Source organism: Brucella sp. IR073 (assembly GCF_049065735.1).
Lineage (GTDB): Bacteria > Pseudomonadota > Alphaproteobacteria > Rhizobiales > Rhizobiaceae > Paramesorhizobium.
Genome location: NZ_JBAKHD010000007.1, coordinates 87,853 through 110,740 on the forward strand (window position 1 = coordinate 87,853; position 22,888 = coordinate 110,740).

A 22,888-nucleotide genomic window follows, 5' to 3' on the forward strand; every position below is an offset into this window, starting at 1 on the left:
GGGGGCAGGGATGGGGTATATGGGGCGCAGATGGAGCGTCGTTCAGCTCTCGACATCCTAGGAGAGGCGGAGCTTTTCCGGAATGTTCCGGAAGAAGCGCTTCAACGCCTGCACGCGCTCGGATTCTCCGTTCACGTCGCTCAGCATGAGCCGCTGTTTCACCAAGGCGATGAAGCGGCGAGCCTCTATATCGTGCTCGACGGCTATCTGCGGACGACGCAGATGACCCTCTCCGGCCATCAGCTGATTCTGCGCTATCTCGGCCCCGGCGGACTGGCCGGCCATGCCGCCCTCAGCAGCGATCCGCATCATCCCGCCACCGTGGTGGCCGTCCGTGAAAGCCATCTCATTGGCTGGTCCCGCAAGACCATCCGCCAGATCATGGCCGATCATCCCCCCATCGCCATGAATGCCCTTAACATTCTCAACCAGCGCTATCAGGAGATGCAGCAGCGCCTCACGGAGCTTTCCGTCGAAGGCGTCGAGCAGCGCATCGCCCGCACCGTCCTGCGGCTGATCCGCCAGGCAGGGCGGCGCACCGCGCGTGGTATCGAACTGGCCTTCCCGCTCTCCCGGCAGGATCTGGCGGAGATGACGGGGACGACGCTCTACACCGTCAGCCGCACCTTCAGCACCTGGGAGGAGAGGGGCTTCGTCGCCAGCGGCCGGCGGAGGATGATCGTGCGCGAACCGCGCCATCTCGCTACCATCGCGGGTGAAGACGCCTGACTATTCGATCCTCGGCCATTCGTGCCATGAGCGGCTCCCCCTTACGCTCGCCAGCAGGCGCGAGAAGAGCGAGCCTTCGTCATCGTCCCGCACCAGCCTGAAACCGAGATTGGCCGGCGGCGTGCCGACCGAGCAGCCGCCCGAGCGCGGGTCGCGGATGAAATCGGTGATGTAGGAGCGATGCTCGCCCGCCACGACACGCACGCCGCAATTGACCGTCAGCTCACCCTTCGGCGCGCCTTCCGGCCCAAGCGCCTGCCGGGTGAAACAACTATCCGTCCATTCCCAGACATTGCCGGCGATATCGAGCAGGCCGTTTTCATTCATTCCGAAGGAGCCGAAAGGACGCGGCGCTTTTTCCGCCGTGGTCTTGCGCAGCGCTTCCTGATCGTATTTCGCAAGCCAGCGTTCGGCAAAGCCGCCATTGGCGCTTACCCCGAGCGCTTCGTCCTTCGCGCGCGAGCCGGCGGCGAGCCACCATTCCTCATCCGTCGGCAGACGCCAGCGCTGGCCGGTTTGCCGGGACAGCCAGTCGGCATAGGCTGTCGCATCCTGCCAATTGACGCCGACCGCCGGAAAGTCCGGGCGGCTCCCGCCGCCGTCGCGCGCCTGACATGCGCCATCCGCGACGCAAGCGGCATAATCCGCCTCGCTCACCTGCGTTTCCATGATCGAAAACGGCCGCTTTATCTTCATGCGGATGAGGGGGCCATCGACCGGCTGTCCCTCAACTGTGAACTCGCCCGCGACGCGGTAGCGGAATTCGCCCGGCTCGATACGCACCAGAGCGGGTGCCAATGGCGCTGCGGTCGAGGATTTGTCCAGGCCGGATGGAACGCCTGCGCCGAGCAGTGCCGCCGAGCCGAGGGCCAGCAGGGAAATGGGAATTGCGCGCATTGCCGTTGCTCCGTAACCCGCTCTCTCACCCTCGTCCTTCGAGGCTCCGCTTCGCTGCGCACCTCTGGATGAGGGCAAGAGAGCTGCCGTCGCTGCACTTCATCGTCGGGGGAGGCGCCACCGCACTCAACCTCATGGTGAGGTATGGAGCGAAGCGGAGCCTCGAACCACTACATCGTACCGTTTTTAGCCTCGATGGGGCCTGCCGGACGCACCTGCTTCATCAGATCGTCATTCCAGGTGCCCTCGACCTTGAAATGCGCCGCCGCGCCCAGTTCGAAGGCCTCGATGAGGTTGTGGTTGACATAGGCGTAGACGCCGGGCTGCAGGAACGTATAGAGCGCCGCTCCTGCCGAGCCGCCCCGGATGAACCAGGTCTCCAGATCCTTCTCAGGCGGGTTGTTGAACTTGCCGGTCTCCCACACATAGTCGCCATGGCCACCGATCAGGTGGGGGCGCGTGTCGCGGTTGGCCTGCGAATGGACCACGAGGACCGTCTCGCCGACCTTCGCCTTGAGGGCATTTTCGCCGGTCAAGGCCCCGACCTTGCCATTGAAGACGACATGGGTGGGTGTCAGCTTGCGCATCACCTCCAGCGTGTCCTCATAGGCCTCGCCGGGCGAGCCATAGGTCTTGTACTTGCCGTTCTCGTCCTTGGGGACATAAAAGTCGTTCTCGCCGACATAGTAGACCCGGTCATAGCGCAGCGGATTGCCCTTTTCGTCCTTGAGTCCGTCTCGCGGCAGGACCATGACGGTTCCGCTCATGCCCGAGACTACATGCCAGGGCACCATGCCTTCAGGCGCGCAGTGATAGACGAAGGTGCCGGGCCGCGTTGCCTTCCAGCGCAGCACCACCTGCTCGCCCGGATGAACGACCGTCAATCCGCCGCCACCGAGCGCGCCAGTCGCCGAGTGGAAGTCGATATTGTGCGGCATGGAGTTTGTCTCGGGATTGACGAGGGTGAGCTCGACATAATCCCCCTCATGCACCACCATCATCGGGCCGGGGATCGAGCCGTTGAAGGTCATGGCTTGAAGCTTCGTGCCCTCCTTATCGATGACGATTTCCTTTTCCTGAACCGCCATCTTGAACTCCACAATCTTCGGGCCGTCCTTGGCCACCTGTTCGTGCGGGTGGACGAAAGGCGGAACCGCCAACTCGACCTTCTGCCGCGGCAGGTTTTCCACCTCCGCAGGGGTTGCTTCCGCCATGGCGGGCAGGCTCCCCGCCATGAGCGGCGTTGAAATCGCGAGGGCCGCAAGCGCCGAGCTTGTGAGTAGATTGCGCCGGTTTAACATAGGTCGCCTCCAGTCGTTGTTGATGCCTGGAGCATGCACCCATCCCGGTAAGGTATTTTTGCGGGCCAGCAATTAACGGGGGTAAGAAGGCGGAATTTTATATTGGCGCGGCGGAAGCAGCCAAGCTGCTTCGGATAGGCCAAATTGGGCTTTGACGCGTGGAGAGATTCTCCATAAACACGAATCCGGGAAAATGACCGGGAATTTCAATAATGAACATATCGATGATCGGGACGGGATATGTCGGGCTCGTCTCGGGGGTTTGCTTCGCGGAATTCGGCTTTCAAGTCAGTTGCGTCGATTTGAACGAAGCCTTGATCGCAAGACTCTCCGCGGGCGAAGTAACGATCTATGAGCCGGGGCTGGATGAACTTATGGCGCGCAACATGCGTGACGGCCGGCTCTCCTTCACCACCGATCTTGCCGCCAGCGTGGCTGATGCCGATGTCGTTTTCATCGCGGTGGGAACCCCGTCGCGCCGTGGCGACGGCGAGGCGGACCTGCAATATATCGAGGCTGCCGCCGACGCGGTGGCGGCCGCGATGAAGCCTGGCGCGGTCATCGTCATCAAGTCGACCGTCGTGGTCGGCACCAATGCGCGCATTCGCGACCGCATCCGCGCCGCGCGTCCGGGCGTCGAATTCTCGATGGTTTCCAACCCTGAATTCCTGCGCGAAGGTTCCGCCATCGAGGATTTCATGCGGCCCGACCGTGTGGTGGTAGGCGTCGAGGATGCTCGCGGCCGCGAGGTGATGCAGCGCGTCTACAGGCCGCTCTACCTGCGCGAGACGCCGATGGTGGTGACGACGCTGGAGAATGCCGAAATCATCAAATATGCCGCCAACGCCTTCCTGGCGATGAAGGTCACCTTCATCAACCAGGTGGCCGACCTTTGCGAGAAGACAGGCGGAAACGTCCAGGAGGTGGCGAAGGCCATCGGGATGGACAATCGTATCGGCTCGAAATTCCTCCATGCGGGCCCCGGCTTTGGCGGCTCGTGCTTCCCCAAGGACACGCGCGCCTTTGCCGCGACGGGACGGCGTTTCGGTGCGCCCCAAACCCTGATCGAGGAGGTGGTTGATGTCAACGAGGCGCGCAAACAGGCGATGGCTGCGCGAATCGTCGAGGCCGCGCGGGAGAAGGGCGCAACGACCGTCGCCGTGCTCGGCATTGCTTTCAAACCGAACACGGATGATATCCGCGAGTCGCCGGCGCTCGATATCGTGCCTGCGATCCAGAAAGCGGGGCTGACGGTGCGCGCCCATGATCCCGAGGCCATGGAGGTTGCGAAGGGCACGCTGCCTGATGTGATCTGGTGCGCCTCGGCCTATGAGGCAGCGGAAGGCGCGGGCGTCGTTGCGCTTCTAACCGAGTGGAACGCTTATCGTGCGCTCGATTTGAAAAAGATAGCCCGCCTTATGGATGGCAATGTGATGATCGACTTGCGCAATGTCTACAAGCCGGAGGATATTGAGGGCACCGGCCTCGATTACCGGTCGGTGGGCAAAGGCGCGGTTCGTTCGGTCGGAGTCAAGGCATAGCAGGGTCGCGGTGGCATGAGCGGTCTGAAATTCGGAACAAGCGGCCTGCGCGGGCTGGTGACGGAACTGGGCGACGATGTCTGCGCGGCCTATACGGCTGCGTTCTTGAACCATCTCACCAACGGTCACGCCGTTCCGAAAGACGGGCTTCTCCTGATCGGGCATGACTTGCGCGACAGCAGCCCGCGAATGGCCCGCGCCTGCATTGGCGCGGCAAAAGCATTCGGCATGCGGGTGGAAAATTGCGGCCCCTTGCCGACCCCGGCGCTGGCGTTCCGGGCCCTGGAGCTGGGCGCTCCGGCCATCATGGTCACGGGCAGCCATATTCCAGCCGACCGCAACGGCTTGAAATTCTATCGCCCGGATGGCGAGATCGACAAAGCGGACGAAGCCGGCATTCTGGCACATCTGGATTTCAAAGAGCCTGCACGCGCCGGGAATGACGATGAGCCCCGCTCGGGCCGGGCCCTGGAGGACTATGCCGGGCGCTGCGTATCGCTGCTTCGGCCCGGCGCGCTCCGGGGCAAGCGGATCGGCGTTTATCAGCACAGTTCCGTTGCCCGCGATCTTATGATCGATCTTCTAAAAAGCGCTGGGGCGGACGCGGTCGCGGTGGGACGCTCCGATGTCTTCGTGCCCGTCGACACGGAAGCGCTTCGCCCCGAGGATGTTGCCTTCGCCAGGGAAGCCTGCCGGGATTTGCAGCTGGACGCGCTCGTCTCCACGGATGGCGATGCCGACCGGCCGCTTATCGCCGACGAGGCGGGGGACTTTTTGCGCGGCGACATGGTCGGGCTGCTGACGGCCCGCTTCCTTGGCGCCGACGCGGTGGTGACGCCGGTTACCTCCAACACCTCTATCGAGCAATGCGGGCTTTTCGCGCGTGTCTACCGTACGCGTGTCGGCTCCCCCTATGTCATCGAGGGGATGAACAAGACTCGCGCCGAGGGCTGCAGGTGCATCGTCGGGTTCGAGGCGAATGGCGGTGTCTTGCTTGGCTCATCGGTGGATGTGGAAGGCTGCGAGGTCAAAGCCTTGCCGACGCGCGATGCCATGCTGCCGATTTTAAGCGTGCTGGGCATGGCGGCGAGGGAGGGCGCATCGCTGTCGCAGCTCGTGGCGCAATTGCCCTCCCGCTATACCGGCAGCGGGAGGCTCGAGAACATATCCGCTGAAAAGAGCGCTTCCTTCCTGAAAAGCCTTGAAGACGGCCAAGCCATGCAGGCTTTCTTCGCCGATATGGGTTCCGTGCGCGACAGCGACCGTATCGACGGCACGCGTGTTGTCCTCGAAAATGGCGAACTCGTGCATTATCGTGCCTCGGGCAATGCGCCGGAATTGCGCTGCTATACGGAAGCCGGATCGCGCGAACGCGCTGGCGAGCTTCTCGCATGGGGGCTGGAAAGGGCGGCGCGTGCATTGAGCGGCGCAAGTCTTTCTTAGTTACCTGATCTTATTCGTAGGTCAGCATTTGTTCGGGACCACGCTTAGGGAGTTCCACGATGACGAAGATCATACCTGCGATCATGAGCGGCGGCGTTGGTGCCCGTCTGTGGCCCGTTTCGCGGGAGGCGCACCCGAAGCCCTTTATCCGTCTTGCTGACGGAAAGAGCCTTTTGCAGCACACCTTGCTGCGCGCTGCGGCTCTGCCCGATGTCGAACAGGTGCTGACGGTGACCAATCGCGAGCTCTTCTTCAAGACGGAGGACGAGTATCGTGAACTCGACATGCCCCGTGCCGGGTTTACCTATCTTCTGGAGCCGGTCGGTCGCGATACTGCTGCAGCCGCTGCCATCGTGACGCTGCATGTGCAGCAAACCTATGGGGACGATGCCGTCATCGTCCTCTTTCCAGCCGATCACATGGTCACGGATGTGGCGGCTTTCCGCGCCGCGGCGGAAAAGGCGGTCGCGCTTGCTGAAACCGGGCGGCTGGTGACCTTCGGCATCCATCCGGAATATCCGGAAACCGGCTATGGCTATATCGAGGCCGATGGCGAGGATGTCATCCGCTTCGTCGAGAAGCCGGATCTCGGGCGCGCCAGGGAATACCTTGCCTCGGGCCGATTCTATTGGAACTCGGGCATGTTCTGCTTTTCTGCCGGAACGATGGTCCGGCTCATGGAGCAACATTGCCCCGAGATCCTTGCCAGAAGCGGCGAAGCGCTCGCCGCTGCCCGGCAATCCGCGGTCGCGAGCGGCACACGGATCGAGATCGATGCCGAAGATTTCCTGCAAGTGCCGAAGCAATCGATCGACTATGCGGTCTTGGAAAAGGCCAGCAATATCGCCGTTGTCGGCTGCGATATCGGCTGGAGCGATATCGGCTCGTGGAATGCAGTGGCGGAACTGACCGCCCCGGACGGGACGGGCAACCGGATCGTTGGCGATGCGGTCCTTCATGATGTGAAAAATTGTTACATCGACAGCACGGAACGGCTCGTCGGCGCTGTCGGTGTGAAGGACCTGATCATTGTCGATTCGGCGGATGCCTTGCTGGTTGCGCACAAAGATGAGGCGCAGAACGTGAAGCACCTCGTCAAACAGTTAAAAGCGGCCGGTCATGAGGCGTATAATCTTCACCGGACAGTACATCGGCCGTGGGGCACCTATACGATTCTCGAGGAAGGCGAGCGCTTCAAGATTAAGCGCATCGAGGTGAAACCCGGTGCAAGCCTCAGCCTGCAGATGCATTATCACCGCTCGGAGCATTGGGTCGTGGTCAGCGGCACCGCAAAAGTCGTCAACGGCGACCGCGAGCTGATTCTCGGGACGAATGAATCCACCTATATTCCGTGCGGGACGAAGCACCGCCTTGAGAACCCCGGCATCATGCGGCTCGTCATGATCGAAGTGCAAAGCGGAGAGTATTTGGGGGAAGATGACATTGTCCGTTTCGATGATGTTTACGGACGCCGTTGATCGGTGCATATAACGGGCCGAATGCGCCTGATGTCGTGGGGACATTTTAGTTTAGTCGAGGGAAATATACTGTCGTTTCGTTGGCGCTGCGAAATGTGGTCCATCTGCCATCCTTTCGGTAAAGGCGGCTCCGTGGAGGAGTGCGGCCTTCAGAAAATGGTTGAGGCAGGCTGAGCAACTCTTTTCCAACATGACCGTCGGGTCTTGTTTGCGACGTTTATCGAAATTGTGCGGTGCGATGTTTTTCACTAAGATATTTCAAGTTCAGCTTGAGCGTGCTAACCATCATATCTCGTGGGAATGGGTTCATTTGGCGCCCGAGAATCGGGACAAGCCAGCCTTGCACAGAACCGGCGGGGATTCTGTGCGGGAAGAACGGAGTGTTGTGTAATGCCGACGCAGGCCCTCGTCGTCTCGATACTCGCGCTTCCACGCTTGGCAAAGCGGCTGATCGCGCTGATGGTGGACGCCAGCTTCTGCGTGCTGACAGTCTGGCTCGCCTATTGTTTCCGCCTGAATGACTGGGTCGTGCTTGAAGGGGTGCGGTGGCTGCCGGTCGTCGTGTCGCTTTGCCTTGCTCTGCCGATTTTCGTCGTCATGGGCCTCTATCGGGCCATCTTTCGCTATGCGGGCCTCTCGGCATTTATTACCGTCCTGAAAGCGGTGGCTATTTACGGCGTGGCTTTCATGGCGGCGTTCACCGCCATCAGCATTCCCGGCATTCCCAGGACGATCGGCATTCTGCAACCGCTTCTCTTGCTGACAGCCATCGGGCTGTCACGACTGGGAATCCGCTATTGGCTGGGCGACGCTTACCAGCGTGTCCTCAAGAAAAACGCTCTCGCCAAGGTGCTGATCTATGGCGCAGGCTCAACCGGGCGGCAATTGGCCGCAGCGCTGGCGAACAGCGCGGAGCTCAATGTCGTCGGCTATCTCGATGATGACCCCAAGCTGAAGGGCGGAATCATGGGCGGGGTGCCGATCTACGATCCTGCCGATCTGCCGACTCTCGTCGAAACCAGAGGAATCCGGGATGTCCTGCTCGCTCTTCCGGCGGCGAGCCGGCAGCGGCGCAATGAAATCCTCGATGAAATGCGCAAGGCGAGGGTCACGGTCCGCACAGTGCCCGACTTGACGGCGCTGGCACAAGGGCGCGTCACGGTTTCCGATATTCGCGAGCTCGATATCGAAGATCTGCTGGGGCGTGATGCCATCGAGCCGTATCAGGCGCTGCTTGAAAAGAACACCCGCAACAAGGTCGTCATGGTGACGGGAGCCGGGGGATCGATCGGCAGTGAACTCTGCCGTCAGATTTTAAAGAGCGGCCCGTCGCATCTCATTCTCGTCGAACATACGGAATTCGCCCTCTATTCCATCGATGCCGAACTGACAAAGCTGGCGGACGTCTATGGTCTTGGAACGACGCAGATATTGCCGGTCCTCTGCTCGGTGCGTGATGGTCGCCGTATGGCCCAGATTATGCGCGCCTGGCGTCCGCATACGGTCTATCACGCCGCGGCCTATAAGCATGTTCCGCTTGTTGAGCACAACCCCACCGAGGGGATTCGCAACAATGTCTTGGGAACTTTGGAGACTGCGCGCGCGGCGCAGGAGGGCGGCGTTTCCAATTTTGTGCTGATCAGCACGGACAAAGCCGTCCGGCCGACGAATATTATGGGCGCGAGCAAGCGATTGGCGGAAATGGTCCTGCAGGCGCTGGCTGCCGACCAGGCCATTGGCAGGACACGCACGAATTTCTGCATGGTCCGGTTCGGCAATGTGCTCGGCTCTTCCGGGTCGGTGGTGCCTTTGTTCCGCCAGCAGATTCGCGAGGGTGGCCCGATTACGCTGACGCATCCGGAAGTGACACGCTATTTCATGACGATTCCCGAGGCCGCCCAGCTCGTCATTCAGGCTGGCGCCATGGCTGAAGGTGGCGATGTCTTCCTTCTCGATATGGGAGACCCCATCCGCATCGCGGATCTCGCCCGGCGCATGGTAGAACTATCAGGCCTGACGGTGCGCGAAGAAACCAATCCCGACGGCGATATCGAACTTGCCATTACCGGCCTTCGGCCGGGCGAAAAACTCTATGAAGAACTGTTGATAGGCGACAATCCCGAGCCCACCGAACATCCCAGAATCATCAAGGCAAAAGAGGATTTTCTCCGTTGGCCGGAATTGTCGAAACAATTGAAATTGCTCGATGCGTCGCTCGATCGCAACGACATGGCCACTGTTCGAAACATGTTGGCCGATCTGGTATCCGGCTTCAACCCTACCGCTATTGTCGGGAACAGCGCGCTCTGCGCGTCACCGCCCGACTTGCCGAATGGACTCCCCCACGAGGCGCGAATAGTGGCGTAGCCCGGGCAACATCGAGACGGTCGTTCACGTTTCAAGCCTTATGCCGCCCCAAGAAAAACGTGAGCAGCTAACCTAACAGCTGCCATACAGGATGACGCGTTTTCGCTGAGATGCTATGCGCGAAGGCAATTTGGCAAAAAGGGGGGCGTTGATATTGCGTCCCGGGCCAACAGCTTTGGGGATAGGCAGGACAGTTGTCATGTATGAAGTGGGCGGAAAGCGCGTCTTTGATATCGTATTGGCACTCCTTCTTGCCCTGCCTGCACTTTTGCTCTGCGTAGCCTGCATCGTCGCTATCCGGATGGAGCGCACGGGACCGGCAATCTTCCGCCAGGTGCGTGTCGGCCGCGACCAGCGCCCCTTCACGCTCTACAAGCTGCGTACCATGTCGCAGGGCACGGGCGACCGCGCCAGCCATGAGGTGGCGGCGAGCCAGATTACGCGCAGCGGACATTTCCTGCGCCGCACGAAGCTCGACGAGCTGCCGCAACTCATCAACGTCCTTCGCGGGGATATGAGCTTCGTCGGGCCGAGGCCCTGCCTGCCGAGCCAGACTGAACTTATCGCCGAGCGGCAGAAGCGTGGCGTTTTCAAGGTGCGTCCGGGGATTACGGGGCTCGCGCAATTGCAGGGGGTCGACATGTCTACTCCGGCGAAGCTTGCCGAGGTCGATGCTGAATATGCTGCGCATCTGACGCTGGCGCAGGATCTGCGCCACATCGTCAATACGGCTCTCGGAAGGGGCAGCGGAGATGCCGTCAAGGCCTGACGATGGTTCCGGGATCACTCCAGACCCATGGGAGCCTCTTGCACATCGTCCCGCAAAGGCCGTTCTTCCATAGCGATGACAGCCAGGATCGCCAGGAAGAGTCCTGTTGCTGCAGCGATGAAGATCCAGCGGAAGACCAGCGCGATGTCGAGCCCGTGCGATACAAAGCTCTGAGCGAGCGCCTCCATTGTCATATGGCTCGCTGATCCGGATGGAAGGCCCCCCATGAGGATCGCCCCGAAACCGGCCACCAGGAGCGCGCCACCCAGCGAACGGAAGAAGTTCATGGTTGCGGTCGCCGTGCCCATCTGATGCGGCACCACCGCATTCTGGATCGATACCGTCGCGACGGGCAGGAGCGTGCCAAGCCCAAGGCCGGTAATGGCGAGAAGGAGTTCAAGCGCGAGAATGGGCAGGTCCTTGGGGAAGGCGGCGAGGACGGCGAGCCCGGCGATTGCGACGGCGAGGCCGATGATCGGCGTGCGCTTGTAATGGACGACCTTCAGCATCATGCGCCCTGCGGCTGTAGCGCCAATCATGGTGCCCAGCATCAGCGGCATCATAGCCAGACCGGAATTGCTGGCGCTGAAGCCGTACACCGTTTCCAGATAGATCGGTAGATAGATGATGAGGCCGATGAAAGTGCCCATGCTGAAGCAGGCGGCAATGGTTCCCATGGCAACGATCGGGTTCGAAAGGATTTCGGCGGGGATCAGGGGTTCGGGCGCCGTCATGAGCCGTCTGATGAAGGCGACCCAAAGCAGCGCGGACAAAGCGAAAAGTCCGAGAATGACCGGCGAGCTCCAGGGATAGCTGAGGCCGCCCCAATTGAGCGCCAGCATCATCGAGACGGTGGCCGATGCCATCCACGCCGCCCCCCACCAATCGAGATGATGCGGACGCTCGTAGCGAGGCAGCTTCTTCAGGAGCGTGCTGGTCATCCAGAATGCAAGAAGCCCCAGCGGCACATTGATCCAGAAAATGGCCGACCAGTGCAAATGCTCAGCGAAAAAGCCGCCGAGCAGCGGACCTGCGATACTCGAGGTGATGAAGACGGCGGCAATATAGCCTTGATAGCGTCCGCGCTCCTTGGGCGAGACGACATCGGCGATGATCGTCTGCGGCAGCGCGATGAGCCCGCCGCCACCCAAGCCCTGCACGGCACGGGCGGCAATCAGCGTCAGCATATCGGGAGAGAGGGCGCTGGCGACCGAGCCGATGATGAAGAGGCCAACCGCGACGAGAAGCGTTATCCGCCGCCCCGCTATATCGGCCATCTTGCCATAGAGCGGGGTCACCGCCGTGGCCGTTAGAAGATAGGCGGTGACGATCCATGACAGGAGATGAATGTCGCCAAGGTCCCGCCCGATGGTCGGCATGGCGGTGGCCACGATGGTCTGGTCGAGAGACCCGAGCAGCATCGCCAGCATGATGCCGAAGATGATGGATCGCGTCTCTGAATAGGTGAGTGCGGTCTTCGCGGAGGGTTTCGATCTGGCAGCATTCATGAAGAGGTGTTTTCCGACATAATATATTGGTCATCTGCGTTACTAACGTAGTGAGACTTATTACTAAGCGTAATCGATTTGATTCAATTTATATTTTACGCGACTCTATATGTATAGTTAAATATATGTCATAATATTTCTACGACGCGGAAGATGCAGTACCGAAACCTTGCATGCCAATTCGAAGCAGAGCGAGCATCAAGCAGGCATGCGCGGGATGCTGGCGAGCAGGTTGCGTGTATAGGCATGGCGCGGGGCGGCGAGGATGTCGCGTGTCTTGCCGCTTTCGACGATCTTGCCGCGCTCGAGGATGATCGTTTCCTCGCAGAGCGAGGCGACGAGGCCGAGATCGTGCGAGACGAGCACGAAAGTCACGCTCTGCGACAGTTCCTTTAAAAGCTCGACGATGCGGATGCGGGTCGAGAGATCGAGCGCGCTCACCACTTCGTCTGCGAGGATCACGTCCGGCCGCGAGACGATGGCCCGGGCGATGGCGATGCGCTGGCGCTGGCCGCCGGAGAACTCGTGCGGATATCGCGTCGCCGCATCCGGGGCAAGGCCGACCGAGGCGAGGGCCTCCGCAACCGATGTCTTCGTGTCACGGGGGATTTTCAGCGAGCGCAGCGGTTCCGCGATGATATCGAAAACCTTCTGGCGCGGATCGAGTGAGGAATAAGGGTCCTGAAACACCGCCTGCACCGTCCGGCGGAAGCCATGCATGAAGGCGCGATTGCGCGGGTCGAGCGGTGCGCCGTTGACGGTGATCGTTCCCTCGGATGGACGGTTCAAACCGAGCAGCAGGTGCAAGAGCGTCGTCTTTCCGGAGCCGGATTCCCCGACAATGCCGAGATTTGCACCTTGGCGCAGCGTCAGGCTGACATCATCAAGGGTTTTTTGCCCGGACGTATAGCCGAAGGAGACGTTGCGGACGTCGATGAGGCTCATGGCGCGATCTCCAGTGCCGCGTCGAAGGCGCGGGCCGCCGCGACGAGGCTGCGGGTATATTCGTGGGCAGGCTCACGGAAGACGCTCGCGACCGCGCCTTCCTCAACGACCCGGCCATGCCGCAACACGATGACGCGGTCGACGGTGCCAGCGACAACCGGCAGATCATGGCTGATGAAAAGCAGCGCCATATTCCGTTCGCGGACAAGTTTCCCTAGGAGGTTCAGAATTTCCGCCTGCGTGGTGACGTCGAGGGCCGTCGTCGGCTCGTCGGCGATCAGCAGCTGCGGCTTGCAGGCGAGCGCCATGGCAATCGCTGCGCGCTGGCGCTGGCCCCCGGAAATCTCGTGCGGCCAGGATTGGGCAATGCGCTCAGGCTGCGGCAAGGCCACCTGCTCGAGGAGTTCAAGCACCTCGCGCCTGACCGTCGCGTTGTCAGCCGGGCGCCCGTCGCGCCGGGCGCGGCGGCGGAGGGCCTCAGTGACCTGATCGCCGATTTTCATCAGCGGATCGAGCGCTGTGAGGGGTTCCTGAAAAATGGTGGCGGTGATCGTTCCGCGCAGCGGCACGAGATCGCGGTCGCGCGCGCCGATGACCTGTTTGCCGCCGAGGAGAACGGAGCCGCTGGCGTTGAGACTGTCGCCGAGGAGGCCGATGGCGGCGAGCGCCGTCAGCGATTTGCCGGAGCCGGATTCGCCGATGAGGCCGAGCCGCTCGCCGGGCGCGACGGAGAATGACACATCGGAGACGAGTGCCTTGCCGCCCGTATGGACGGAGAGGTTTTCAATGGCAAGAAGGGGGTTCAACGGCGTTTCCTCCTGACCGGGTCGGCAAGGTCGCGCAGGCCATCGGCAAGGAGATTGATGCCGATGACGAGCGAAACGAGCGCGATGCCGGGCGCGATGGCGCCGAAGGGTGCGGTGTAGACGGTGCCCTGAGCTTCCTGCAAAAGCCGCCCCCATGAAGCATTCGGCGGTGGTGTGCCGAGCCCGAGATAGGAGAGCGAGGCTTCCGCGATGACCGCCAGCCCGAATTGCAGGGCGAGATTGACGGTGAGCGTCGGCCAGATGTTCGGCAGGATGTGGATGGCCACAATGCGCGGCCAAGAGGTGCCGGAAATGCGCGCGGCGGTGATGTAATCCATCCGCAGCACCCGCTTGGCGAGGATGCGCGTCAGCCGCGCGACGATGGCCGAATTGGCGATGCCGATGGCGACGATGGCGGTCCAGAGGCTCGCGCCATCACTGGAAGCGACGATGAGCATGGCGAGCAGCAATGTAGGAAAGGCGATGAGGATATCGAGTCCGGCGGCGAGCACATCGTCGAGCGTCTTCGAGGCGAAGGCGGCCAAAAGGCCGATGGTGATGCCAATGACGCCGCCAATGACGACTGCGCCGGTGCCGACGATGAGCGCAATGCGCGAGCCAATCATGATCAGCGTGAAGAGGTCGCGGCCCAGCCGGTCCGTTCCCGCCAGATGGGCGAGGGAGGGCATTGCCAGCCGCCCACCCGACATCGCAGCCGGATCGTAGGGCGTCCAGAACAGGGTGGTTAAACCGGCTAGGAGATGCAGGCCGACGAGCCCCAGCCCGATGATGAAAAGCCACGACAGGCGGTTGCGCGACACGGACGGAGAAATGGCGAGATCAGTCATTTGCCCGCTCCCACCCGCCCGCGCAGCCGCGGATCGATCAGCCGCTGTGCGAGATCTGCGGCAAAGCCGACCAGCAGGACGATCAGCGTCGAGATGAAGAGCACGCCCTGCACATTCGGATAATCCCGCTGCTCGATGCCTAGAAGCAGCATGGAGCCGAGGCCCGGCAGCGAGAAGACACGCTCCACCACGACCGCGCCGAGCAGGGTGGAGGCAAGCTCTATGCCGAGAATGGAGATGACCGGCACGGAACCGTTGCGGATGCCATGGCGGATCAGCGCCTCCGGAAAGCTAGCGCCGAGCGCGCGGGCGGTGCGCAGGTAGTCGCTGCCGAGCACGTCCTGTGTGGCGGAGCGCACATAGCGGATCAGCGAGGCGGACATGACGAGCGCGACGGTGACAACAGGCAGCACCAGCGCCTCCATTGCCGCATCCGGCCTTTGCCAGCCGCGCGAGGGGAAGCCGCCCGAGGGGAAGAGCCGCAAATTCACGGCAAAAAGCGTGACGAGCAGAATGCCGATCCAGAAAACCGGCACGGCAATGCCGAGCTGCGAGACGACCGAGATCAGCGAGCCATACCAGCGGTTCGACTTCACCGCCGCGATGATTCCGAGCGGCAAGGCGATGAGGATCGCCAGGAGAAAGGACATCAGCGTTAAGGGCAGGGTGACGGTGAGCCTCTTGGCGATTTCCGGCAGGACTGGGGCGTGGCTGACGAAGGACTGGCCGAGGTCGAACCGGGCGAGGCTAACGACAAAGCGAATGAATTGCTCTGACAGCGGCAGGTCGGAACCCACCTGCCGGCGTGCGGCCTCGATCTGTTCGGGATCGGCGCCGACCGAGACGAGCGCATTAGCAGGGTCGCCCGGCAGCAGGCGCAAAAGCAGGAACAGCACCGCCGCGGCGATCAGGATCGAGACAAAGAGAATAGCCAGCCGGCGCAGGAAATAGGAAAGAATGGTCACACCCTTTAATCGACAAACCCGCCCGGCGGAGCCGGGCGGGTGAGCTTATAGCGCAATTTTTCGAATTGCCGATGGCTGAATCAGTTCAATCCGCCTTCTTGATGCCGGAAACGAAGAACTGCGAGTTGAGGCCGTTCACGGGATAGCCGGTCACGGATTTCGCCGCCACAACAATCTGCGGATAGAGATAGAGCCAGTTGCTGGCGGCGTCTTCGGCAATGATCGTGTTGGCTTGCTTGAGCTTCGCGGTCTGCTCGTCCGTGGTGGCGCTCTCCTCGGCCTGTTTGATGAGATCCACGACCTCAGGATTGTTGTAACCCCAATAGAAGTCCGGATTGCCGTAAAAGACGATGTCGCGGTGGTTGACATGCTCCTGCAAGGTCGCCTGGAAATCATGCGCCTTGTAGACCTTGGAGTACCATTCATTGGCGGTGATGACATTGATGTTGACCTTGACGCCGACCTTGGCAAGCTCCGTCTGCAGGAACTGCGCGGCGATCGGGTGCGGGTCATAATTGGGCGTGTCGAGCGTAAAGGTGAACCCATCCGGATAGCCGGCCTCGGCGAGCAGCGCCTTGGCGCTTTCCGGATCGTAGGCATCGACCTTGGTAAGGTCCACATACCACGGGTCGGTCGGCGGCACCATCGATCCGATCAGCGTGCCGTAATCGCCCCAGACGGCCTTGAGCAGCTTGGCCTTGTCCACCGCGCGGGCCAATGCCTTGCGCACCTTGACATTGTCGAAGGGCGCGACGCAGTCGTTATAGGCGAGCAGCAGCTTGGTCGTGGATTGGCCTTCAGCAACTGTGAAATCCGGGTTGTCCTTGAACTGCGCGAGCGAATCCGGGCTCTGGACGGAGGTGATGATATCGACCGAGCCGGTCAGCAACGCATTGTTGAGCGCCGTCGCCTCGGTGAAATATTGGAAAACCGCCGCGCCATTGTCCGGCTTTTTGCCCCAATAACCATCGAAGCGCGTTAGTTCCAGCGACGAGCCGCGCCGCCAGTCCTCCAGCTTGTAGGGACCGGTGCCGTCTTCGGTCGCGGTCAGATTGGTGGCCGCGTCGTTGACGATCCAGACATAGGTGAGATTATAGGGCAGCGAGATGGAGCGGGACGAAAGCTTGACAACCACCGTCGCATCGTCAGGCGTCTCGATGCCCGCAATCGGCTTCAGGCTGTTCTTGCGCGAGCTTTTCGATTCCGCCGAAACCACCCGCTCTATGGAAAACTTGACATCCTTCGACGTCAGCGGGTCGCCGGAGTGGAATTTCACGCCCGGCTGAAGCGTGAAGGTGTAGGTGAGGCCGTCGTCGCTCACCTTGTAATCCCTGACAAGCACCGGCTCGACCGTGCCGGAATCGGTGAGGCGGAACAGCGATTCATAGACATTCCCGTTGAACGCCTCGTTGATGCCCTGGCCCGCGCCGGCGGTGTTGTCGAGATTTTGCGGCTCGTAGAGCGACCCGATATTGATGGTTGCGTCGGGGTCGAAATCCTGCGCTTCGGCTGATCCGGCGGCTAGCGCACCGAAAAGCAACGCCGCCGTCATGACGCGGGCATTCAGCCGGCTGGACTTCAGGACTGCGCCGGTGCGGGTCATCAAACCGCTCATTCTCGATACTCCGTTCAGTGGCCGTTGCGGCCATGCAATTACCGGCCCGGAGAATAGCCGGGACACCGTTCGCTTGATGAGAATGGAAGCGCGATTTTATCTGGTGAGGTAGAATTTTTTCCTCTCACATAAGCGTCTGCAACAAAACAATTCCATGGCTGGCGCTTCGCCGCCGATCCGCATAAATCCTTCGTTAATGTACAAACGGAGCGGGCCATGAGCGATATCGACCGGAAACGTGCAGAACAATTGATGCGGCAGGCGGGGCTCGACGCGCTGGTGCTGTTCCAGCCCGAAGCGTTTCGCTACGCCATCGGCGCCCCGGCGGGTGTCGCGACCATGTGGGGCAGGGCGGGCGCGGCGATTGCGCTGGTGCCTGCCTACGCGGCGGCGAGCCTTGCAGCGGTGGTCAGTGACCATGCAGGCGCGGCGATCCGCAAGACCGCGCCGGATGTGGATTTACGCACCCACCGCATTTGGATCGATATGCTTGATATCACCGGCGCGGGCAGCATCGGGGCGATCAACGAAGCCTATCGGCGCGCGGGCAATACCAGGCCGAGGCCCGAGACATTCGACCGTTCCGCCGCTTTCGGGCTGCTTGGCGACATCTTGAAGGAGCGCGGCCTCGACCGGGCGAGGATCGGTGCCGATCTCGAATTCGTCCCCGCCGCCGATTTCGAGGCGCTGAAACGGGCGCTTCCCCATGTCCTATGGGTCGACGGGTCCGAAGTGCTCCGGCGTCTGCGGGCCGTCAAGACGGCGCGCGAGATCGAACGGCTCCGCAACGCTGCCCGGGCTGCGGAAGCCGGCCTCGTTTCCATGGCGGCTGCGGTGAAGTCAGGCGTATCGGTCGGCGAACTTTCTTCCGCTTGGAAAGAGGGCGCTTATGCCGCGGGCGTCCGCTTGAGCGGGCATTGGGATTATATCTCGGTCGGTCCCGATCTCTCAGACATGTCCGCCAGGGTCACGCCCGGCGCGTTGATCAAGGCCGATGTCGGCACGCTTGTCGAAGGCTATTCCTCCGACGGCGCGCGCACCTTCACCTACGGCGCGGCGCCCCCGCTCGCCTGCGATATCTTCAAGGCGCTGGAAAACGCCTTCGCCGCCGGTCTCGAAGAGATCCGGCCCGGCAATTGTTTCGGTGCGGTCTATGCCGCCATGCTCGCCTCGATGCGCAAGGACGGCTTCAGCGAATATTACCGGGGGCATTTCGGCCATTCGGTCGGCGGCAGCGTCGGCATCGAAGAATGGCCGTTCTTTTCCGCCGGTAATCCCGAGATTATCCTGCCGGGCATGGTGGTTGCGCTGGAGACCCCTTTCTACGGGCAAGGTCTCGGGGCATTGATGATCGAGGACCAGTTCCTCGTGACTGACAACGGGGCAGAATGCATGAACACCCTGCCGCGTGGTTTGATCGACGTCACCGCGCAAGGGAGCGCTTGAAACGGGCTTCGAGGTGGGCCTGGCCATATTCGAGCACGACGGAGAGAGCCCAGTAGATCATGGATGCGGTGATGAGCATCTCGATATGCCTGAACTCGGTCTGGCCTTGTGTGCGGGCGAGATACATCAGTTCCCAGACTCCGATCACCGAGACGAGGGACGAATCCTTGAGCATGGCGATGAACTGATTGCCCGTTGGCGGGATGATGACGCGCATCGCCTGCGGGAGGATGACCAGCCACATGATCTGCGTCGGCCCGAGGCCGAGGGCTGCGGCGCCTTCCTGCTGGCCGCGCGGAATGCTCTCGATGCCGGCGCGGAAAATCTCCGTCATGTAGGCGCCATAGCAGAGGGAAAGCGCGAGGACGCCTGCGGGGATGGGGCCGATGACATAGCCCACCTGCGGCAGGCCGAGATAGATGATGTAGATCTGCATCAGGAGCGGCAGGCCGCGGAACAGCGATGTGTAGAAGGTGGTCAAACCGTAGATGACGCCATTCTTGGAAAGCTTCGCCACCGCGCCGATAAGGGCGATGATGGTGGCGAAGAAAATCGAAATCGTCGAGATATAAAGCGTCGTCACGACGCCCTGGCTGATCAGGAAGCTGATCTTCCGGCCTATGAACGCGAACGACAGGTCGAAGGAATAGAAGAAGATCATGAGGAGCAGAAACAGCTCCAGCCACACCGCGGCGATCTGCGCCCGGCGCGGCAGCAATTTCAGCGCATACCAGTTGGCGAAGATGACGATCGTCAGGATGAGGGACGACATCAGCGTCGCTCTGGTGAAGCCGGTTTTGGCGATCTTGGGATCGATGCCGAACCAGCCGGTTACGCTAGAAAACCGCACATTCAGAAAGCAGAACAAGGCGGTGAGGAGAATGAAAAACGCAGCCTGAACGGTACGCCGCGCCGCCTCCGGCCGCGTCAGAAAGAACCTCCCGATCATATTCCCCTCCCTGTTAGCGGGCTTTTCTCTCGTTGAGCCAGTCCTGCATCTGCAGTTTCCAGTATGTCAGCTGTGCGGCGGCAAGTCCGGCGGCTCCCCCCGCCCAGACGAGGCCGAATTTATCGAACAGCCGGTAGCGGTCGCTCTGTCCGCAAATCGCTTCGGCCACCACCTTGCCGCCTATGGCGGTGGTGTTGAGCCCATGGCCGCCAAAGGCGGTGCAATACCACGTGGAACGGTCCAGCTTGCCGATCTGAGGCATGAGATGCCTTGCGTAGGACATGAAGCCGGACCAGGCGAGTTCCGTCTTCAGGGATACCAGCTGCGGATAGGTTCCCACCATTTCGCTGCGCAATTCGCTGATGACACCAGGCGTATCCGCCGCGCGCGTGGTGATGCGTCCGCCCCACAACAGCCGCCGGCCATTGTCGACGATCCGGTAATAATCGCCCGCCCGGCGGTTGTCGCCGATGGCGCAGCTGGTGCGTATGGCCGATGCGATCAGGTCGGGCGCTTCCTCGCTGACCATCACATAGGTGACGATCGGCAGATATGCGCGCCGGAGCTGGGGCACCAGCCCATCGGTATAGCCGCCCGTGGCGATGAGGACCGTTTCGGCATCGACGCCGCCTTTGGCGGTTCTGACGCGCTTGCCGGAGCCTCGATCATCGAGCCCGACGGCGCGGCTATGCTCGAAGATGCGCCCGCCCAGCCTTTCGATCTCGCGGCCCAGCGCCCGCAGATAATTCAGCGGATGGATGTGAAAAGCGCTGGGGTCCCTGACTGACTGGAAATAACGCTTCGAATTCAGGATATTCCGCGTCTCGGCGGTTTCCAGAAAATCGATCCGGTAGCCATAGTCCCGGTATAACTGTTCGGCAAAGCGTTTGAGGTTGTCACCATCGTCGTAGCGGCGCACGCTCATGATGCCCGGCGACATCTGGGCTTGCGCGATGCCGAGCGCTTCGATGTTCTGCCTGACGAAATCGACGCCCTCTATCGATAATTTATGGAGCGCCTTGGCGGCATCCATCCCGGCCCGAGCGGCAATGGCTTCGCTGCTCGTCGAAAAGCCCAGGCTGACGAACCCGCCATTGCGGCCGGACGCGCCGAAACCGATGCTTTCGGCTTCCAGCACGACGATCTTCCTGCCGGCGCGGGACAATTGCAGTGCCGCGGAAAGACCAGCCAGGCCGCCGCCGATAATGGCGACATCAGCGCTGATTTCCTCTTCGAGCGCCGGGCGCGCGAAATCATCCGCTTTGGTGTTGCTGTAATAGGTGGTGGGATAAGTCATCGAAACCCCCGGCAAAGCGCGCGACCGTGAGCCGCCACTGGGCGGCTCACATTTCGATTTGTTTTGACGCATAATCTTGACCGAAAAGTCTGCAACTTTTCGGGATCATGCTATGCGCGGATACTATCAATCCGCGCTATAGTCCTTGCCGTACCATTTGGACGTCAGCTTCGCCAAAGTCCCATCGGTCTTCATCTGCTTGATGATTTCGCCGAGCTTCGCGGTCCATTCAGGATCGTTCTTCTCGGCAATGACGACGAGCGGCTCGCGGAAGGCATATTCGCCTTCGATGATCTTGACCGGATATCCGTTCTTGATGGCGTTCTGCGCGGTCTGTTCTGGGGCGATGATCGCATCGAGCCGGACACCGTCGCCCAGCCGCAAATCGTCGAAGGGCAGCATAGAGTCCGCGAAGGTGCGGATTTCGCCCGGCTCCAGCTTGTATTCGACCGGCGGTAGGCCCGGCGCATCGATTGCCAGCTGACGGCGGGCATAGTCTTCCGACGTGGTCGCGGTCTCGACGCCGATGATCTTGCCCTTCAAATCCGCAGAAGATTTCGCCTGGCTGTCCTTGTGCACGACGAAGACATAGGGGCTGTAATAATAGATGCCGGCGAAATCGATGACATTGGCCCGCGCCTTGGTCGGCGTCACCGATCCAATGCCGACATCGTAGCGTCCCTGCCAGCGCCCGCCCGTCAATGTCGCCCAATCAGGCGTTTGAAATGACACTTCCGCGCCGAGGCGCTTGCCGATCTCGTTGGCCACGTCGATATCGAAGCCGACCAGCTTGTTGGAATCGTCAAGAAAGCTTTGCGGTGGCCAGGCGGCGTTCGTGGCGACGACCAGCGCCTTTTTGCTCATGACACGGTCAAGCGTCTCGCCCGCCTCAGCGGAAAAACCGGCGGCGAGAACCATGCCTGCGGCAAGTAATGCAGTGATGATTTTCTTCATTTTACAAACCCCTCCCTTGGCTTGGATGAAGATCATTGCATAAACCGCAAGAGAAGGGCCAGGCGCGAGTTACGGAGCGTTATGAAATTATTTCATCATGATATGCGGGTTTTGGGGTGAGTGGCGGATGAGAGAAGGCGGGATGACGGCAACCAGGCTTCGTCATCCCGCCTTCTCCGGCGTCAGATCCCGATGCCGCCGGATACGCTCAGGGTCTCGCCGTTGATATAGCCGGCATGGGGGCCGGCGAGGAAGCAGACGGTTTCGGCCACCTCTTCGAGGGTCGCGATGCGGCGGATCGGATGCATGTCGAGGATAGCATCACGGTTCGGAAGCTCGCCCGCCACATCCGCCGCCATGTCCGTGGGCATGATGCCGGGCTGGACGACGTTGACGGTGATGTTGCGGGGGCCAAGGTCGCGTGCGATGCCCTTCGCGTAGCCGGCGATCGCCCATTTGGTGCCGGCATAGTCGGCGACGCCCGAGAAGGGAACGACCGTGCCAAGGCGGGAGCCGATGAAAATGATGCGGCCGCCATCGCTCATTCTGGGCGCCGCCGCGCGCGTGTTGGCGATGGTGCCGAGCACGTTGACCTGCCACTGACGATTATATTTTTCTCCGTCAAGCGTGGGATCGTCCACCATCTGGCCCTGGATCGCAATTGCGGCGTTGTTGACGAGGATGTCGAGCTTGCCGAATTCGGCAATGACCTGATCGATCAGCGGCTTTGCGATGGAAAGATCGGCCTGGTCGCTCTGAATTGCGAGGGCCCGCACGCCCTTCGTCTTCAGCTTTTCCACCACAGCCTTTGCCTTCTCGCCCGATGCGGCATAGCTGATCGCGACATCAGCGCCGTGATCGGCAAGCGCTTCTGCAATTGCAGCGCCGAGGCCGCGGGAACCTCCGGTTACGAGGGCGACTTTGCCCGTCAGTGTTTTAGACATGGATATTCCTTTCGATATGGATCAGGCCGCCGCGCAACCCTCATTGGGGGAGGGGTATTTTGCGTAACGGGCGTTACGATAACGAT

At 61.3% G+C, this 22,888-nt stretch carries 19 protein-coding genes; 7 read left to right on the forward strand and 12 right to left on the reverse strand.

Going from position 1 to position 22,888, the window contains the following annotated elements; all coding sequences use genetic code 11:
• Positions 1 to 30: 30 nt before the first annotated feature.
• Positions 31 to 729 (forward strand): Crp/Fnr family transcriptional regulator, encoded by a 699-nt coding sequence (locus tag ACOWVG_RS15560; RefSeq protein ID WP_420963216.1) that lies wholly within the window; start codon positions 31 to 33, stop codon positions 727 to 729.
• Here the strand turns inward: ACOWVG_RS15560 and ACOWVG_RS15565 are convergent, their stop codons facing one another.
• Positions 730 to 1,626, reverse strand: coding sequence for an SUMF1/EgtB/PvdO family nonheme iron enzyme (locus ACOWVG_RS15565; RefSeq protein WP_420963217.1), 897 nt, complete (start codon positions 1,624 to 1,626; stop codon positions 730 to 732).
• A gap of 170 nt (positions 1,627 to 1,796) precedes the next feature.
• Positions 1,797 to 2,927: a copper-containing nitrite reductase gene (nirK, locus tag ACOWVG_RS15570; protein ID WP_420963219.1), complete on the reverse strand. Its 1,131-nt coding sequence runs from the start codon at positions 2,925 to 2,927 to the stop codon at positions 1,797 to 1,799.
• A 212-nt stretch (positions 2,928 to 3,139) separates the two neighbouring features.
• Between nirK and ACOWVG_RS15575 the strand changes: the two genes are divergently transcribed.
• The 5 genes from ACOWVG_RS15575 (at position 3,140) to ACOWVG_RS15595 (ending at position 10,525) form a co-directional block, all read left to right on the forward strand.
• Positions 3,140 to 4,468 (forward strand): UDP-glucose dehydrogenase family protein, encoded by a 1,329-nt coding sequence (locus ACOWVG_RS15575; RefSeq protein ID WP_420963221.1) that lies wholly within the window; start codon positions 3,140 to 3,142, stop codon positions 4,466 to 4,468.
• Between the two features lie 15 nt (positions 4,469 to 4,483).
• Positions 4,484 to 5,911: a phosphomannomutase gene (locus ACOWVG_RS15580; RefSeq protein WP_420963222.1), complete on the forward strand. Its 1,428-nt coding sequence runs from the start codon at positions 4,484 to 4,486 to the stop codon at positions 5,909 to 5,911.
• Between the two features lie 59 nt (positions 5,912 to 5,970).
• The gene (locus tag ACOWVG_RS15585; RefSeq protein ID WP_420963224.1) at positions 5,971 to 7,389 is read left to right on the forward strand and encodes a mannose-1-phosphate guanylyltransferase/mannose-6-phosphate isomerase; all 1,419 of its coding nucleotides are present in this window, start codon (positions 5,971 to 5,973) and stop codon (positions 7,387 to 7,389) included.
• Between the two features lie 390 nt (positions 7,390 to 7,779).
• On the forward strand, positions 7,780 to 9,756 hold the full coding sequence (locus ACOWVG_RS15590; protein WP_420963225.1) for a polysaccharide biosynthesis protein: 1,977 nt from the start codon (positions 7,780 to 7,782) through the stop codon (positions 9,754 to 9,756).
• Between the two features lie 199 nt (positions 9,757 to 9,955).
• Positions 9,956 to 10,525, forward strand: coding sequence for a sugar transferase (locus ACOWVG_RS15595; RefSeq protein ID WP_420963227.1), 570 nt, complete (start codon positions 9,956 to 9,958; stop codon positions 10,523 to 10,525).
• A gap of 14 nt (positions 10,526 to 10,539) precedes the next feature.
• On the opposite strand, the gene ACOWVG_RS15600 is transcribed toward ACOWVG_RS15595, so the two are convergent.
• The 6 genes from ACOWVG_RS15600 to ACOWVG_RS15625 all read right to left on the reverse strand — a co-directional run bounded on the left by ACOWVG_RS15600 (position 10,540) and on the right by ACOWVG_RS15625 (position 17,149).
• Positions 10,540 to 12,033 (reverse strand): MDR family MFS transporter, encoded by a 1,494-nt coding sequence (locus ACOWVG_RS15600; RefSeq protein WP_420963228.1) that lies wholly within the window; start codon positions 12,031 to 12,033, stop codon positions 10,540 to 10,542.
• Between the two features lie 198 nt (positions 12,034 to 12,231).
• Positions 12,232 to 12,978, reverse strand: a complete 747-nt coding sequence (locus ACOWVG_RS15605) for an ABC transporter ATP-binding protein (RefSeq protein WP_420963229.1) — start codon at positions 12,976 to 12,978, stop codon at positions 12,232 to 12,234.
• A complete protein-coding gene (locus ACOWVG_RS15610) occupies positions 12,975 to 13,784 on the reverse strand; it encodes an ATP-binding cassette domain-containing protein (protein WP_420963230.1) in 810 nt (269 codons plus the stop codon). The genes ACOWVG_RS15605 and ACOWVG_RS15610 overlap by 4 nt, the downstream gene beginning before the upstream one ends.
• Complete coding sequence (locus ACOWVG_RS15615; RefSeq protein ID WP_420963231.1) at positions 13,781 to 14,632, reverse strand: ABC transporter permease; 852 nt, start codon at positions 14,630 to 14,632, stop codon at positions 13,781 to 13,783. The genes ACOWVG_RS15610 and ACOWVG_RS15615 overlap by 4 nt, the downstream gene beginning before the upstream one ends.
• The gene (locus ACOWVG_RS15620) at positions 14,629 to 15,597 is read right to left on the reverse strand and encodes an ABC transporter permease (protein ID WP_420963232.1); all 969 of its coding nucleotides are present in this window, start codon (positions 15,595 to 15,597) and stop codon (positions 14,629 to 14,631) included. The genes ACOWVG_RS15615 and ACOWVG_RS15620 overlap by 4 nt, the downstream gene beginning before the upstream one ends.
• 85 nt (positions 15,598 to 15,682) lie before the next feature.
• Complete coding sequence (locus tag ACOWVG_RS15625; protein WP_420963308.1) at positions 15,683 to 17,149, reverse strand: ABC transporter substrate-binding protein; 1,467 nt, start codon at positions 17,147 to 17,149, stop codon at positions 15,683 to 15,685.
• Positions 17,150 to 17,428: 279 nt separating this feature from the next.
• Between ACOWVG_RS15625 and ACOWVG_RS15630 the strand changes: the two genes are divergently transcribed.
• Positions 17,429 to 18,658, forward strand: a complete 1,230-nt coding sequence (locus tag ACOWVG_RS15630) for a M24 family metallopeptidase (RefSeq protein ID WP_420963233.1) — start codon at positions 17,429 to 17,431, stop codon at positions 18,656 to 18,658.
• Here ACOWVG_RS15630 and ACOWVG_RS15635 read toward each other — a convergent pair.
• From ACOWVG_RS15635 to ACOWVG_RS15650, 4 genes are all read right to left on the reverse strand, one after another.
• A complete protein-coding gene (locus tag ACOWVG_RS15635) occupies positions 18,636 to 19,607 on the reverse strand; it encodes an amino acid ABC transporter permease (protein WP_420963234.1) in 972 nt (323 codons plus the stop codon). The two genes, ACOWVG_RS15630 and ACOWVG_RS15635, sit on opposite strands and share 23 nt — an antisense overlap.
• A gap of 13 nt (positions 19,608 to 19,620) precedes the next feature.
• Positions 19,621 to 20,904 (reverse strand): NAD(P)/FAD-dependent oxidoreductase, encoded by a 1,284-nt coding sequence (locus ACOWVG_RS15640; RefSeq protein ID WP_420963235.1) that lies wholly within the window; start codon positions 20,902 to 20,904, stop codon positions 19,621 to 19,623.
• 126 nt (positions 20,905 to 21,030) lie between these two features.
• Complete coding sequence (locus ACOWVG_RS15645; protein ID WP_420963236.1) at positions 21,031 to 21,858, reverse strand: transporter substrate-binding domain-containing protein; 828 nt, start codon at positions 21,856 to 21,858, stop codon at positions 21,031 to 21,033.
• Between the two features lie 182 nt (positions 21,859 to 22,040).
• Complete coding sequence (locus tag ACOWVG_RS15650; RefSeq protein WP_420963237.1) at positions 22,041 to 22,802, reverse strand: SDR family NAD(P)-dependent oxidoreductase; 762 nt, start codon at positions 22,800 to 22,802, stop codon at positions 22,041 to 22,043.
• Between the last annotated feature and the right edge of the window lie 86 nt (positions 22,803 to 22,888).

What these genes read in the sequence shown, in the direction of transcription:
- ACOWVG_RS15560 (WP_420963216.1), top strand. Translation starts at nt 31, where the DNA reads ATGGAGCGTCGTTCAGCTCTCGACATCCTAGGAGAGGCGGAGCTTTTC.
- ACOWVG_RS15565 (WP_420963217.1), bottom strand. Translation starts at nt 1,626, where the DNA reads ATGCGCGCAATTCCCATTTCCCTGCTGGCCCTCGGCTCGGCGGCACTG.
- nirK (WP_420963219.1), bottom strand. Translation starts at nt 2,927, where the DNA reads ATGTTAAACCGGCGCAATCTACTCACAAGCTCGGCGCTTGCGGCCCTC.
- ACOWVG_RS15575 (WP_420963221.1), top strand. Translation starts at nt 3,140, where the DNA reads ATGAACATATCGATGATCGGGACGGGATATGTCGGGCTCGTCTCGGGG.
- ACOWVG_RS15580 (WP_420963222.1), top strand. Translation starts at nt 4,484, where the DNA reads ATGAGCGGTCTGAAATTCGGAACAAGCGGCCTGCGCGGGCTGGTGACG.
- ACOWVG_RS15585 (WP_420963224.1), top strand. Translation starts at nt 5,971, where the DNA reads ATGACGAAGATCATACCTGCGATCATGAGCGGCGGCGTTGGTGCCCGT.
- ACOWVG_RS15590 (WP_420963225.1), top strand. Translation starts at nt 7,780, where the DNA reads ATGCCGACGCAGGCCCTCGTCGTCTCGATACTCGCGCTTCCACGCTTG.
- ACOWVG_RS15595 (WP_420963227.1), top strand. Translation starts at nt 9,956, where the DNA reads ATGTATGAAGTGGGCGGAAAGCGCGTCTTTGATATCGTATTGGCACTC.
- ACOWVG_RS15600 (WP_420963228.1), bottom strand. Translation starts at nt 12,033, where the DNA reads ATGAATGCTGCCAGATCGAAACCCTCCGCGAAGACCGCACTCACCTAT.
- ACOWVG_RS15605 (WP_420963229.1), bottom strand. Translation starts at nt 12,978, where the DNA reads ATGAGCCTCATCGACGTCCGCAACGTCTCCTTCGGCTATACGTCCGGG.
- ACOWVG_RS15615 (WP_420963231.1), bottom strand. Translation starts at nt 14,632, where the DNA reads ATGACTGATCTCGCCATTTCTCCGTCCGTGTCGCGCAACCGCCTGTCG.
- ACOWVG_RS15625 (WP_420963308.1), bottom strand. Translation starts at nt 17,149, where the DNA reads ATGACGGCGGCGTTGCTTTTCGGTGCGCTAGCCGCCGGATCAGCCGAA.
- ACOWVG_RS15630 (WP_420963233.1), top strand. Translation starts at nt 17,429, where the DNA reads ATGAGCGATATCGACCGGAAACGTGCAGAACAATTGATGCGGCAGGCG.
- ACOWVG_RS15635 (WP_420963234.1), bottom strand. Translation starts at nt 19,607, where the DNA reads ATGATCGGGAGGTTCTTTCTGACGCGGCCGGAGGCGGCGCGGCGTACC.
- ACOWVG_RS15640 (WP_420963235.1), bottom strand. Translation starts at nt 20,904, where the DNA reads ATGACTTATCCCACCACCTATTACAGCAACACCAAAGCGGATGATTTC.
- ACOWVG_RS15645 (WP_420963236.1), bottom strand. Translation starts at nt 21,858, where the DNA reads ATGAAGAAAATCATCACTGCATTACTTGCCGCAGGCATGGTTCTCGCC.
- ACOWVG_RS15650 (WP_420963237.1), bottom strand. Translation starts at nt 22,802, where the DNA reads ATGTCTAAAACACTGACGGGCAAAGTCGCCCTCGTAACCGGAGGTTCC.